Source organism: Paenibacillus sp. N3.4 (genome assembly GCF_008017805.1).
In the GTDB taxonomy this organism is placed as follows: domain Bacteria; phylum Bacillota; class Bacilli; order Paenibacillales; family NBRC-103111; genus Paenibacillus_E.
The window spans coordinates 1-13,535 of sequence record NZ_VRTT01000117.1 but is presented as its reverse complement, the minus strand read 5'-3'; the positions used below and the strand labels follow the sequence as shown (position 1 = coordinate 13,535).

Sequence of the window (13,535 nt, the reverse complement as noted above, 5' to 3'; positions counted from 1 at the left end):
TTCCTAGATATGTGTCGGATCGTTGACGTGGCAAAAGCCACGCCCTATCCGAAATTTTCTAACTCACGACTGAAGTCACGAGTTTGCGAAAGCTGTTCATCAAAAAAGGGCTGCGACAGAATCGGACTAACCCGACCTACCACAACCCTTGACTTTTTACTTTGAGAGCGTAATGCTTTTCAGACCACGTTCTTACAATTTAAAAACAGAGACGTTGTTATTTAATTCTTCTGCTAATTGCGCGAGCATTTGGGCAGTCGCTGCCGTTTCTTGACTGCTGGCTGCCGCTTCTTCTGAAGTAGCCGCAATACTCTGGATGGATATCATCACTTCCGTCGTTTGGGCAGCTTGCTGCTCACAGGCAGCAGCAATTTCTGCTGCTTTACTGGCCGTTTCATTTACCATATCCACAATATTCTTGAATGCAAGACCTGATTGCTGCGAGGAGGCGGCTCCTTCGCCCACAGATTTAATACTTTGCTGCGTATTTTTCTGCATACCCTTAATAATTGCCGTAATTTGCTTAGTCGCTTCGCTGCTTCTTTCCGCAAGCTTGCGTACTTCATCCGCAACTACAGCAAAACCTCGCCCCTGCTCACCTGCTCTTGCCGCTTCAATAGCTGCATTTAATGCAAGAAGGTTTGTTTGATCTGCGATATCGTCGATTACCTCAATGATATCTCCAATTTTGTCCGAATCCTCTTCTAGCCGTGACATCTGTATGTTAACCTGACCCATCCCCTCTATAGAGGAGTGAACAACAAGACTTCCATCCTGAGCCGTTTGCATCGTTGAATTCGCTAGTGCAGAAGCATGTTCCGCGCTTGTGGCCACTGAACTAATCGCCATTGTTAATTCTTTAAAAAGTTCATTTATCGTTTGTGCAGCATTCGCTTGATTGGTACTACCATTCGCTATTTCTTCTGTTGTAGCCGATATTTGTTGGGCAGCTGCAGATACACTTTCCGCAGAGGCGATAACACTCCCAATCGTTTTACGTAAATTTATGACCATGGTATCAATGGAATTCCCTAAAAGACCAACTTCATCCTTCGTATCCGTATGTGCAATTTGGGTCAAATCTCCTTCCGCCACTTTAGCGACCAACTCGACCATACGTTTCAACGGACGCGCAATGACCTGCGCGATGATATAACCAAAAGAGATGCTGATAAGAACCGCAATGACAATGATCGATATGGTCAGAACACGAGATGACTGATAGAGTGTATTCCCATCCTTATTTGCCATTTCTGCACTTTTAATATTAAAATCGATTAATTGCTGCAAAATATTATTTAAATCGTCACCTCTCTTTTTCAGATCTCCCGTTTTCAAAGAGGCTTTGTATTCACTTTCCTTACCTGCAAAGATAAACTGCATGCCAATGTCTGCCGCATTTTGATATTCTTGCCACGCAGGATCGAACTTTTTGAAGATTTCTAGTTCTTCCGGTTCTATAGATGTCTTCCTATAACTTTCGATCCGTGTTTCAATATCTTTTCTGAACACTTTTCCTTTATCTGAAAGGTCTGACCTCTCCCCACTGCTCGTTGCATCATTGATATCACGAAGGTTAATTCGCATTCTTTGATATAAGATCTGCACTTCGGAGAGCATATTTGCCGGTAATAGATTATTGTTATACATATTAGCTAAACTGTCATTCACTTTACTCATATTCGATAAGCCATATATGCCAACAAAAGCTAATAGGATTGAAATAACAGAGAAAGAAGCAATTAATTTTATCGATGTTTTCAAATTATAAAACCATTTCATAACGTATCACCTTCTTGGCGTATTTTACGTGACAGGGTATTCACCCCTATGGTATGAAATAAATTTAGAAATGCATCTACATAATAAGAGTCAAACTGCGTGCCGCTATGAATTAAAAGTTCTTGTTCCGCTTCGGCAAAAGATAAGCCTTTCCGATAAGGGCGGTCAGAAACCATACAGTCGAACGTGTCAATTATCGCGCAAATCCTGGCAAAAACAGGAATTTTATTCTCTTTCAACCCACAAGGATATCCTTCACCATTCCAACGTTCGTGATGATAATGAATAATTTCAATAATTTCTGTTTCTATATCCCCATGTTCCAGCAAAATCTTGGTTCCTATATAAGGGTGCTGTCGCATAACTTCCCATTCCTGTGCAGTAAGCGCAGAGCTTTTATTCAAAATTTCATCAGGAATCCCAACTTTTCCTATATCATGTAGGCAACTTCCCTGAACCAATTGACGTGTTTGTTTTTCATTCAAGTGAAGATAAACAGCCATTCTCTTACAGAGTTCTCCCACCCTTAAACTATGCTGGTATGTCTGGAGATCCTTCTCCTTTAACAGACGCATTTTATCTAAAAACAACTTGTTTTCTACGATAACCCACCTCTTTTAGTCCTATATGAACTTGAATAGCAATGGTTTTCAACTATACAATTAGTGAAGTAATATAATTATTAAATTTCAAGGAGTAAAGCAGAAGAAACTCACCGATGTACAGGCTTAAATTGCTCCTTCATTGATTTCCGAAACATAGAGTTCGCACAATAATAGTTGTTCGACAAAATTCATGGTATTTTTACTTTATTCTCTTTAATTCTACAATATATGTATTATTTGTATTATAGTAAATGCTAGTAAATAATTCAAGAGTCCTAGGAAAAATTTACTAGAAGCTATCTCTCAAACAGTCCTCCACGAAATCCGGAGCTGCTTTAGATAGTTGTTGCACAGTATGAAGATAACGTTGCGTTGTATTAATATGCGTATGTCCTAGAGACTCTTGAACTTGCTGTAACGTAGCGCCGCGAAGTAGGGCTAAAGTAGCATTGGTATGTCTGAGCCAGTGTGGTGTGACTTTTTTCCCTATATTGCTATGCTCACGAGCTCTTTTAATGATTTTTTCCACGAGTCTAACAGACATAGGGAACACTTTTTGGTTTGAAAATGTAGATTTTTCAGAAAGATAAACAAAGTATTCATTATATAAACTCCACAATGTTTGCGGAATCTTTACCTCTCGTTCTTTCCCCCCTTTGCCTTTAACAGTAAGCCACATCGAAGCTTCCGCAGGATCAGTGTGAAAATTCCTTCTTTCAATAGAAATGAGTTCCGAAACGCGTAACCCGAGCAAAACAAGCGTTGCACCAATTAAATACTCCCTAGGTCCCTGGCGCTTCAACTGTTCGAGCAAACAAGTCACTTCTCTTTTCGTTAGATAGTTATTTTTACTATTTATTGTTATTTTTGGCGTTTGTATGAGCGTCGTAGGGTTATTTTTAAAAATATTAATATTGGGATCACTTCCCCATTTATAGAGAGAGCGAAGCGGCGCTAAATGAATAGCAATGGTTGCAGGCGCTTTCGGTCTATCTTGCTCTGAAAAAAGCCCTTCAATTAACCCGATTTTGTAGACTTCAATTTCCCTCCATGTTACTTCTGTTAAGGATTTATCCCCTATAAAATTGCGAAATTTGTTTATCGCGCTTTGATAGTTCCTGACCGTGTATTTGGACCATTGACAAGTGGCAAAAAACATATTAATAATTTGTTCGTCAGAATACCTTTGATTACTATCTGCAAGAATGGAGACTTGAACTAGACGAGATTGTGTTGCCATGAGCAGTTTTTCCTCCTTGGATCATTCGAACAACTATTATTGTGCGAACCCTATGTTTATGAAGCTTGAAGGTAACTATATAAGAATAATAATTTCCAAACTTTGTGATATTATTTTACCATCTTTTACGAATGAATAACTATCCACTTGTAGATCGTCCGCTCCTCGTCAGAGGACGGGCTTTTTTAGCTCTATCTTCCTAGCTTCACTTCGTATATATGACGAATCGGCTGCAACCTATGATACACTGAATAAAATGAAACAATAGTCATAGTTAGGGGAACATGTTTATGAAGATGGTATCTTGGAATGTGAACGGTTTGCGAGCATGCGTAAACAAAGGATTTAACGATTACTTCGAAAAAACAAAAGCCGATATATTTTGCGTTCAGGAAACGAAACTGCAAGAAGGACAAATCAGCTTGGATCACGGTGAGGATTATACGCAATATTGGAACTACGCGGTTAAGAAAGGATACTCGGGTACGGCCGTTTTTACGAGAATCAAGCCCCTATCTGTTAGGTATGGCATAGAAGAAGACGAAGAACCAGAGGGTCGAATCATCACATTGGAGTTTGAAGCCTTCTACCTCGTGACTGTATACACCCCAAATGCCAAAAGGGATTTGTCGAGATTGCCCTACAGGCTCCAATGGGAAGATCGATTTAGAAGCTACCTCCAACAGTTAGATGCCATAAAACCGGTTGTCGTTTGTGGCGATCTAAACGTCGCTCACCATGAGATTGACTTGAAGAATGCCAAGGGAAATCAAAACAATTCAGGTTTTACCTTAGAAGAACGCGGCAAGATGACTCAACTACTGGAAGCAGGATTTGTCGACACTTTCCGATATGTTTATCCAGATCGATCAGATGCCTATACATGGTGGTCGAATATGCCGGGGGTAAGAGCACGTAATGTAGGGTGGAGAATTGACTATTTCTTAGCTTCTTCCAGACTCGGTTCTTCCATCGTTGACGCACAAATCGATTGCGACATATTGGGAAGCGACCATTGCCCAGTTATTTTAAACCTTGATTTCTCTGCGATTGAGCAATCAGAAGGATAGTTATCGGAAAGAAAAAAGGCTGATATCCCTACGAGGATCTCGGCCTTCTTTCTGTGAATTTATGTAACCGTACTTTCTATAACATTATCTATGATTGGCTGGTTGGCGATAGTGCCTTAGATAGCCAGCTCATGTCGAATATCCTTTATTTCCAAGCACTGCGATTCGTTCGTTAGGGGGTAAATAAAATAAAAAAAATGAATCTATGGTTGTTAAGTCTGTCCGCGGTTCTACTCATTATTACGGTATGTCTTTCGATCATTTCATATCATCTGTATCATACGAATAAGGGCTACATCCTTGCCTTGGGCCTATAGATACCTTTTATTTAGCAGATGACCCTGAACTCCTTCTCTTATCTGACGACACTCTTTCAAAATTAAGTAAGATGAAAGATGTGACCGATCACTGGGTGGACATATTATATCACCATGTACCTCCAAGCACCCTACACAATGAAGTCACTGATACTTCTTGGCAGCATGTCGCAACCGATCTATCGGAGTATGCCAGCAAATTAAGGTGGCATTCGAATCAACTATTTGAGTAATCAGAATAGACTTAAGTGTTTACTTGTATATTTAACAACTGGCCATTTCTCTTTGCGCAGCGCATCCAGCAACTCCGGTCCGACATTCAAATTGTCGCGAACTAAATCACGAGGGGTAAGCGCCATCCATTGGTTTAAGGATACATCCACGAATCTATCACTCTTGAACATCTCCAAAAACCACAAGGTTTCGTTTCCCGTATTTTGAATATAGTGTCCAAGGGCAAATGGAACATAACCAACATCCCCGGCTCTGTAATCAAATGTACGGGCTGCGCCATTTCCGGCAAATACCGTCATTCGTCCCTGTCCACTCAGGTAATATTGCCATTCATCGTTATTCGGATGCCAGTGAAGCTCTCTCATAGCGCCGGGTTCAATTTCAACGAGTGCCGCCGCGATCGTTTTAGAGATTGGAAAGTTGGAAGAGTCCACGATTCGCACACTTCCACCAGGCGTTTTTAGAGGTGTTTGCGCCATGAGTTGATGCTTGAAGTTTTGGGGAATCGTACCATAAGGGGATTGAATCCTCTGACTTTCCAGCGAACCGGGAATATTGTCCTGAAAAATATAAACCTGATCTGTGGGAATGCTGGCAAAGGCACTCTCGGGTACGCCAAAATTGGCTGAAAGCACGCTTTTGGGCGTGTGAGCAAACCAATCGGAAATGGATAACGTATTCAGGTCAGAAAAGTGACCGTCATCAAAAACGAGCAGAAATTCACATCCTTCTTCGAGTCCCTGAATGGAATGTGGCAGACCTGCTGGAAAGTACCATAGATCGCCCTGACCCACATCAGCAATGAAATTGCGCCCTTCTTGGTCGACAGCGGTAATACGTGCTCTACCTAGAAGCATATAAGCCCACTCTGCTTGCTGATGCCAATGGAGCTCACGCACGCCCCCCGGCGTCAAGCGCATATTAACGCCCGCAAGCGTAGTCGCAATCGGCAGTTCTCTAACTGTCACCTCCCTTGACCAACCGCCTTGATTTAACTGCATGTGAGCGTCAGAGAATGAAAATTTTAAATTAGGAATCAAACCTGCGTCCGTCACAGGTGGAACGAACATGTTGGGATTCTCCCTATCCCGCATGACATCCCGAGGACCAAAATCTGTTGCTCCGGCGCCATCCTGCCTTATGGGCTGCGGTACATCCTCACTCCCAGCCAGATTCCTAAGTCGGTTCTCCATGAGACATACTCCTCTCGAATGGATTGTTTCAAGGAAAATTCTTTGTCCTCATTCAAGTATTTATTTTATGATGCTGATTTCGTTTCTATGACTGCTAATCATAAATAAGGGCTATTACAGCCTGCCTTTTGGCAAACTGCAACAGCCCTCCGTCTCGCGTTTCACACGGAAAAATCTTCCTTTGTTTGTAATTGCTCTTTACCAGCCAAAATCTAATGTCTTGCCCGATTCCGCATAGGTTTTGACATTACTTAATATCATAGGCCAACTCACTTTTGTGCTCTCGTAAGAGGGATGATTCTCAGGCCACTGATCGTTAATCAGCGTGAGCTTTGTACAATTGCCCACCGTTTCTAAAGTGAGTGTAATCCTTGTTTCCAGTTCCGCATGGTTCTCACGATAGGACGACCCAGGGTGCTCCGTGTAGCTCATAAGTTTATTCACTTCGTATGCCAGAACATTACCGTACACATGAACTGTCTCTTCTCCATCGTTGCCAGGCCCTATATATTCATAAGGCGCACCGATTTCAAATGTCGTTTTAAGAATACTGCCGAAAAAAATGGCTTTCGTCCCTTCAGGCGTTGTGAATATTTTCCAAACGTCCTCGGGTTTTGCATCGATATAAAGCTCGTACTTGAGATCCATGAATTGTCCTCCGTTCAGTAATGTGATTCAATTGCGTAAACAACTTCGACCTGTTAATCTCAATTATAAAGTAAACAATAAGGGTAGTATTGTAAAAACGCGACAGAATCGGCTCATCTGGGAGTGGAGGAAGGTTCATGAACGTAAAGCAATCCGACAAGGGTATCCTGAAAGCAGAGGCAGGAAAGCAAAAGTTTTCGCTTAAGCGCTATGAGCCTTCTCAAGATTTGGCGCTTTTTATAGAGCAGTACTGGGTAGTAAAGTGGGATTTAAGGGGACTCGCTCCTTACCGTCAAGTCATTTTGTCTTATCCTAATGTAAATTTGTCGTTCGAGCTAGACCATAACGGAGTCTTTACTGGGATCTACGGAATCCCAAAAACTACGTATACTCGTTTTCTCCAAGATGAGGGCGTGGTACTGGGCGTCAAATTCCGCCCCGGCGGTTTTTATCCCTTTTGGAAAAAGCCTGTTTCCCTCTTAACCGGGCAAATTCTAGGCATACAAGATGTTTTTGAGGTAAATGCCAAAGATATCGAGGAACAAATCTTTGCTCAGGAACAGGGAGAGCAGATGGTCCAACTTGTGGAAAATTTTCTGCGGGAGCTCCTTCCGGAGCCAGATGAGAATGTTGAACTTATCAATCGGGTTGTACAAACCGCAATTGAGAATCGAAATATGACCAAGGTGGAAGACATAGTGCGCGAATTCAGCATCAACAAAAGAACCCTTCAACGCCTGTTCAGCCGTTACGTTGGCGTCAGTCCCAAATGGGTCATTCAGCGATATCGGCTTCAAGAGGCATCGGAGCTTATTGAAAAAGGCGGCATTCCGAACTGGATGCAATTGTCGCAGGATTTGGGTTACTATGATCAAGCCCACTTCATCAAAAAATTTAAAGCGATGATAGGCAAGTCGCCAGAAGAATATATCAAGGAATTAGGCCGAACTTAAAGCGCATTCTGATGCTGCGGTGAAATGGCCCAACAACAATTAGCTGACAAGCTCGGTGTAACAAGACACAAATACTCCCCTTATTTGGAATTGACTTTTCGCCTTGCTATCGTCTTCAGTTCTGCCCTAAGATAACCTATTACAGCCCTCTAACCCTCGTCTGACGCGGTCTAGACTCTTGCTCTTCCCCCTTCCCTTCGCAACCTAATTATCACTATAACTAATCCAATCGCTCCAGCTTCTTTCCCCTCTCGAGCCCCTATGTACGAAGGGGTTCAACGCCAGCACCCCAAAGAAAATCAATAATTTCTTCTTCAGATATGGCCTTACCGTTCAGTAACTCCACGCTAATTATCGAAAATGCGCTGCCCGGTACCAGATGGATAATTCCACGAGGATGGAACTTTCATTTTCTCCCATTCGTCAAAGCTAAAATCCATAGGATTCGTTCTGCCTTCATCGTCCACGTAGTTTTCTTCACACCACTTCGCTAAGATCCAAACAAGATGGGTTATGGAAATGATCGACAAAATTCGCCTGTTGGTTCGAGTTAAAACGCCCTTTTACAAGCGAGGAAATTGACCAATTCTAAAAATATTTTTACATTGATTAATTAACCATAGGTAAAATAGGGAAGTAGTCAATTTATTTTTAGAAAGGTAAAAACTACAACTTCTATTTCGCTCAAAAGCTGTTAAATTAAATAGCATCCCCAACTATGTTACTAGAAGAAGATTACAAATAGATATAGAAAACGCTTACGGGGGAAGCGATAAACGACGGAAGAGGTGGTACATGGAGAGGTACTACAGCACTGTAGGATTTTGTTTACACATTAAAGTTACCGGAGGGCTGAAAACATGTTGAAAAGAAGTTTGTCCATTATGCTCACATTTTCAATTTTGATGAGTATATTCGTAGTGGCACCAGCGGTATCTAACGCGGCAGATGGGCTGGAACCTTCCACGGGTCCATTGGGTCCCAATGTATATGTGTTTGACCAAAATACGCCGGCATCAGACATTCAAAGAATTACGGCCGAAGTATTCAAACGACAAGAAGCAAGCGAATTCGGCAATGATCGCTATGCCTTGTTTTTTAAACCGGGTACATACCAAACTGACATTAGAGTGGGCTTCTATACGCATGTAGCGGGTTTGGGCCAAAGTCCTGATGACGTCACGATTAAGGGCGATGTAACGGTTGATGCATTATGGTGGAATCAGCCAGTTGGGAACGCGACTAAAAACTTTTGGCGGTCTGCTGAAAATTTCACAATAGAACCTACGTCAGTCAGTAATAAATGGGCGGTAGCACAGGCAGTTCCATTTAGACGTATGCACGTGAAAGGCGATCTTAAGTTGCATGATGGTGGATGGGCGAGCGGTGGCTACATGGCCGATTCCAAAGTCGATGGCAGAGTTGAAGCAGGAGGACAACAGCAATGGTTCTCCAGAAATAGCGTAATGAATGATTGGTCAGGCGGACAGTGGAACAACGTTTTCCTTGGGGACAATTTCGGTACTTCACCCGCTAACACTTGGCCTGCAACACCCAACACAATTGTCAATCAAACGCCTATCAATCGGGAGAAGCCATTCCTTACCGTAGATGGCAGTGGGGCGTTTCAAGTTTTTGTTCCTGGTCTTCAATCAAATACGAAAGGAACGTCATGGTCAGGAGGAGCAAGCCAAGGTAAATCAATACCACTTGACCAATTCTATGTAGCATCTCCGGATAAATCCGATGCTGCAACCATCAATGCTGCGCTTGCAGCGGGGAAAAATCTCTTATTAACTCCAGGTATTTATCATCTTAACGATACCATTCGGGTAACAAGACCCGATACCGTAGTCCTCGGTATTGGATTTGCTACGCTCATGCCGCACAATGGCGTTGTTGCTTTGTCGGTAGATGATGTTGATGGAGTAACGATTGCAGGACTTCTTTTCGATGCTGGATCAGAGAGTTCACCCGCATTAATGGAAGTAGGGCCATCGGGAAGCTCAAAGGATCACTCGGCAAATCCGACCTTGCTTCAAGATCTTTTCTTTAGAGTTGGCGGAGGACCTGTAGTTGGAAGAGCAGATACCAGTATCAAAATTAACAGCAACAATGTGATTGGTGATCACTTCTGGGTATGGCGCGCTGATCACGGTACTGATGTGAAATGGAACTTAAACACAACAACGAACGGTTTGGTCGTGAACGGAATGATGTAACCATCTATGGTTTGTTCGTTGAACATTTTCATGAATATCAGACTTTATGGAACGGCGATAGAGGTCGGATGTACTTCTATCAATCTGAAATTCCGTACGATGTTCCGGATCAAGATAGCTGGATGAGCAGCAATGGTACTGTAAAAGGTTTTGCTTCCTATAAAGTAGCGGAATCGGTGAAATCGCACGATGCTTGGGGAGTTGGCATCTACTCCTTCTTCAGGGATGCGGATAATGTAAACCTTGAAAGCGCTATCGAAATTCCAGATACGCCTAACGTCAAGATTCACAATGCGACAAGTGTTTTCTTAAGCGGCTTCGGTGAGATTACGCATATTGTGAACAATATAGGCAACACTGTGAAAAAAGGCAGCATGAGAGCGACATTTAATGAATATACGCCAAGAACACCTGCAAGCATAACACCAATTACGAGTGCGACAATTACAGGAAGGGCTCCTGTACTGCCAGCAGGCGTAACTCAGGTTTTCGGTGATGGAACTACCAAGAATGTACCTGTAACATGGGAAACCATCGACCCTTCTAAATATGCATCGGTAGGCAGCTTCTCTGTAAAGGGAACAGTAGGCGCAAGCACTAATGAAGCATTGGCGCAAGTTACAGTGGCTCAGGCGCCAAATGTAGCCGTAACGAGCATTACAGTAACTGGAGCCGGTAATGCAACAGCCATAAAGGATAGACGCGGCACGCTGCAAATGTCTGCTGCGGTTATGCCACTAAATGCAGATCAAACGACCGTCACCTGGTCCGTCGTGACCACGAATGGAAAGGACACGGATAAAGCGACCATCGATGCCACGGGATTGTTAAAGGCAGCGAATGACGGAGTCGTAAAAGTCATTGCGACAGCAAAAGACGGTACTGGCGTGAAAGGCGAAGCCCTTATCACCATCAGCGGTCAGAACGTAAAAGTGAGTACGATTACGGTGACAGGAGCAGGTGGTGCGAATTCGATCACAACCAAAAATGGCACGCTGCAAATGTCTGCTGCAGTTGCGCCTGCTAATGCGGAAGAACCAACGATCACTTGGTCGGTTGAGAACGGAACAGGCAAAGCGACGATTGATGCTGCAGGCTTGTTAAAAGCGCAGAGCGACGGAACTGTGAACGTTATCGCGACATCCAAGGACGGGTCCGGTGTCATTGGAAAGCAGACGATCAATATTATCGGGCAAACGGTAAAATTAGCCACTAGATGGTCATGGGTGAGAGAATCACCAAGCAATTGGATGACTACCGATAATGCAAATGTTATGAAATTAATTACACAAGAAGGAAGTTGGGGAGGAACTAAACCAAGTCTCTTACTGACTGATCCTGGAACAACAGGCGATTTCACCATCTCCACTAAACTAAATTTTGATGCAACACAGGGCTTTGAATGGGCGGGATTAATCGTTTATCAGGACGATGGTAATCTAATTTCCTTGGGACGACAAGCACAAGCAAGCGGTAAAGATAATCTCAAACAGATCCGGTTCTCGCAAGTAAAAGGCGGAACGCAATCCGATAAAAATGACGCGGATCCTGTAGCTCCCGGGGACATATATTTGAAAATTGAAAAAATAGGCACGACTTATAATGGTTATTACAGCAGTAACGGTACCGCTTGGACTCCGGCGACCGATTCGGCGAATCAAAATAAAGTAGTTACTTTCACAGGTGTTACCTTAAATAATCCTAAAGTAGGTATTTTTGCAAGAAAGCTTAATACAGCAATCCCTGTTAAAACGGCTGAATTTTCAAATTTCACTTTGAACGATACAGTAGTGCCGTACTGGAACCCTGTTACTTCCATTTCCGTCACAGGAGCAGGAGGATCGTCGGCGATCACGACCGATAAGGGTACGCTTCAGATGTCTGCAGGGGTAATGCCTGGAACAGCAGATAACAAAGCGGTTTTATGGTCTGTCGTAAACACGGATGGATCCGCAACAGATATGGCAACGATCAGTGCCGGAGGACTATTGACCGCTGTGAAAAATGGAAAGGTGAAAGTTGTAGCGACTGCGACGGACGGTTCTGGTGTAACCGGAAGTGCGACAATCGATATCAGTGGCCAACCTGTAGCGGTTGCTTCTATAACTGTAACCGGAGCCGGTGGAGCCAATACGATCACTACCAAGGGTGGATCACTGCAAATGTCTGCAGGGGTGCTGCCAACGAATGCCCTTAATAAAACGGTGAGCTGGTCTGTCTATAACACAGATGGAACGCAGACCGATAAAACGACAATAAGCACAGTAGGATTAGTAACCGCTCTGAAAGATGGGCAGGTAAAAGTCGTGGCGTCAGCTACTGACGGTTCTGGTGTAACCGGAAGCGTAACAATCGATGTTAGCGGCCAGATTGTACAGGTTACTTCTATTGCTGTAACCGGAGCTAACGGAGCAAACGCGATTACAAGCAAAGGCGGACAACTGCAAATGACTGCCGATGTGCTGCCTGCAATTGCGAATAATAAGACGGTGAGCTGGTCTGTCTATAACACAGACGGAACGCAAACCGATAAAGCGACAATAAGCACAGCAGGATTAGTAACCGCTCTGAAAGATGGGCAGGTAAAAGTCGTGGCGTCAGCTGCTGACGGTTCTGGTGTAACCGGAAGCGCGACAATTAATATCAGCGGCCAGGTGGTGCAACCACTTTCACTTGTCCATCCTTTGCAGCGATCAGCAGTCCTGCTGTGCTTATTGTCGCTTTATCGGTTTGCGTTCCATCTGTGTTATAGACAGACCAGGTAACCGTCTTATAGTTGGCATCCTCAGGCGTTACTGCTGCAACCATTTGCAGTTGTCCACCCTTGCCTGTAATTGCCGTTGCTCCGTTCGCTCCAGTTACAGCAATGCTTGTTACCGGAACTGTAATAATCACATTTTGGCCGCTGATATTGATTGTTGCGCTTCCAGTTACACCAGAACCGTCAGCAGCTGACGCCACGACTTTTACCTGCCCATCTTTCTGAGCTGTTACTAATCCTGCTGTGCTTATTGTCGCTTTATCAGTTTGCGTTCCGTCTGTATTTACAACGGACCAAGTTACCGCTTTATTACTTGCATTCGCAGGCAGCACGTCTGCAGACATTAGCAGTTGTCCACCCTTGCTTGTAATCGCCGTTGCTCCGTTCGCTCCAGTTACAACAATAGAAGCAACCTGCACAACCTGGCCGCTGATATTGATTGTCGCGCTTCCGGTTACACCAGAACCATCAGCAGCTGACGCTACGACTTTTACCTGCCCGTCTTTCAGA

10 protein-coding genes and 1 pseudogene are annotated in these 13,535 nt (G+C 43.6%); 4 read left to right on the top strand and 7 right to left on the bottom strand.

Annotated elements, in window-relative coordinates; all coding sequences use genetic code 11:
* Positions 1-192 precede the first annotated feature (192 nt).
* From FU659_RS32550 to FU659_RS32540, 3 genes are all read right to left on the bottom strand, one after another.
* Positions 193-1,782: a methyl-accepting chemotaxis protein gene (locus FU659_RS32550; RefSeq protein WP_147951352.1), complete on the bottom strand. Its 1,590-nt coding sequence runs from the start codon at positions 1,780-1,782 to the stop codon at positions 193-195.
* Entirely contained in the window at positions 1,779-2,357 is a 579-nt protein-coding gene (locus FU659_RS32545; RefSeq protein WP_147951354.1) for an HD-GYP domain-containing protein, read from the bottom strand. Before FU659_RS32545 ends, FU659_RS32550 begins: the two co-directional genes overlap by 4 nt.
* A 319-nt stretch (positions 2,358-2,676) precedes the next feature.
* Positions 2,677-3,627, bottom strand: a complete 951-nt coding sequence (locus FU659_RS32540) for a tyrosine-type recombinase/integrase (protein ID WP_147951351.1) — start codon at positions 3,625-3,627, stop codon at positions 2,677-2,679.
* Between the two features lie 290 nt (positions 3,628-3,917).
* Between FU659_RS32540 and FU659_RS32535 the strand changes: the two genes are divergently transcribed.
* A complete protein-coding gene (locus tag FU659_RS32535) occupies positions 3,918-4,697 on the top strand; it encodes an exodeoxyribonuclease III (RefSeq protein ID WP_147951350.1) in 780 nt (259 codons plus the stop codon).
* 550 nt (positions 4,698-5,247) lie between these two features.
* Here the strand turns inward: FU659_RS32535 and FU659_RS32530 are convergent.
* Both FU659_RS32530 and FU659_RS32525 read right to left on the bottom strand, forming a co-directional pair.
* Positions 5,248-6,441, bottom strand: a complete 1,194-nt coding sequence (locus tag FU659_RS32530) for an oxalate decarboxylase family bicupin (protein WP_147951349.1) — start codon at positions 6,439-6,441, stop codon at positions 5,248-5,250.
* Positions 6,442-6,639: 198 nt separating this feature from the next.
* The gene (locus FU659_RS32525; protein WP_147951348.1) at positions 6,640-7,089 is read right to left on the bottom strand and encodes an SRPBCC domain-containing protein; all 450 of its coding nucleotides are present in this window, start codon (positions 7,087-7,089) and stop codon (positions 6,640-6,642) included.
* A gap of 137 nt (positions 7,090-7,226) precedes the next feature.
* On the opposite strand from FU659_RS32525, the gene FU659_RS32520 reads away from it, so the two are divergent.
* Positions 7,227-8,042 (top strand): helix-turn-helix domain-containing protein, encoded by an 816-nt coding sequence (locus FU659_RS32520; RefSeq protein ID WP_147951347.1) that lies wholly within the window; start codon positions 7,227-7,229, stop codon positions 8,040-8,042.
* 347 nt (positions 8,043-8,389) lie between these two features.
* Here FU659_RS32520 and FU659_RS36635 read toward each other — a convergent pair whose 3' ends face one another.
* Positions 8,390-8,572, bottom strand: a complete 183-nt coding sequence (locus FU659_RS36635; protein WP_222708702.1) for a hypothetical protein — start codon at positions 8,570-8,572, stop codon at positions 8,390-8,392.
* Between the two features lie 330 nt (positions 8,573-8,902).
* On the opposite strand from FU659_RS36635, the gene FU659_RS32515 reads away from it, so the two are divergent.
* Both FU659_RS32515 and FU659_RS37905 read left to right on the top strand, forming a co-directional pair.
* Positions 8,903-10,264, top strand: a complete 1,362-nt coding sequence (locus FU659_RS32515; protein ID WP_187274548.1) for a hypothetical protein — start codon at positions 8,903-8,905, stop codon at positions 10,262-10,264.
* Positions 10,213-12,870: pseudogene (locus FU659_RS37905) on the top strand (Ig-like domain-containing protein); the annotation flags it as partial. The gene FU659_RS32515 and the pseudogene FU659_RS37905, both read left to right, overlap by 52 nt.
* A gap of 37 nt (positions 12,871-12,907) precedes the next feature.
* Here the strand turns inward: FU659_RS37905 and FU659_RS32490 are convergent.
* Positions 12,908-13,535, bottom strand: a 628-nt coding sequence (locus FU659_RS32490; protein WP_187274547.1) for an Ig-like domain-containing protein, incomplete at its 5' end; no start/stop codon positions are given.

Excerpts from the sequence above, each read along its gene's own strand:
- FU659_RS32550 (WP_147951352.1), bottom strand. The coding sequence starts at position 1,782 with ATGAAATGGTTTTATAATTTGAAAACATCGATAAAATTAATTGCTTCT.
- FU659_RS32545 (WP_147951354.1), bottom strand. The coding sequence starts at position 2,357 with ATGCGTCTGTTAAAGGAGAAGGATCTCCAGACATACCAGCATAGTTTA.
- FU659_RS32540 (WP_147951351.1), bottom strand. The coding sequence starts at position 3,627 with ATGGCAACACAATCTCGTCTAGTTCAAGTCTCCATTCTTGCAGATAGT.
- FU659_RS32535 (WP_147951350.1), top strand. The coding sequence starts at position 3,918 with ATGAAGATGGTATCTTGGAATGTGAACGGTTTGCGAGCATGCGTAAAC.
- FU659_RS32530 (WP_147951349.1), bottom strand. The coding sequence starts at position 6,441 with ATGGAGAACCGACTTAGGAATCTGGCTGGGAGTGAGGATGTACCGCAG.
- FU659_RS32525 (WP_147951348.1), bottom strand. The coding sequence starts at position 7,089 with ATGGATCTCAAGTACGAGCTTTATATCGATGCAAAACCCGAGGACGTT.
- FU659_RS32520 (WP_147951347.1), top strand. The coding sequence starts at position 7,227 with ATGAACGTAAAGCAATCCGACAAGGGTATCCTGAAAGCAGAGGCAGGA.
- FU659_RS32515 (WP_187274548.1), top strand. The coding sequence starts at position 8,903 with ATGTTGAAAAGAAGTTTGTCCATTATGCTCACATTTTCAATTTTGATG.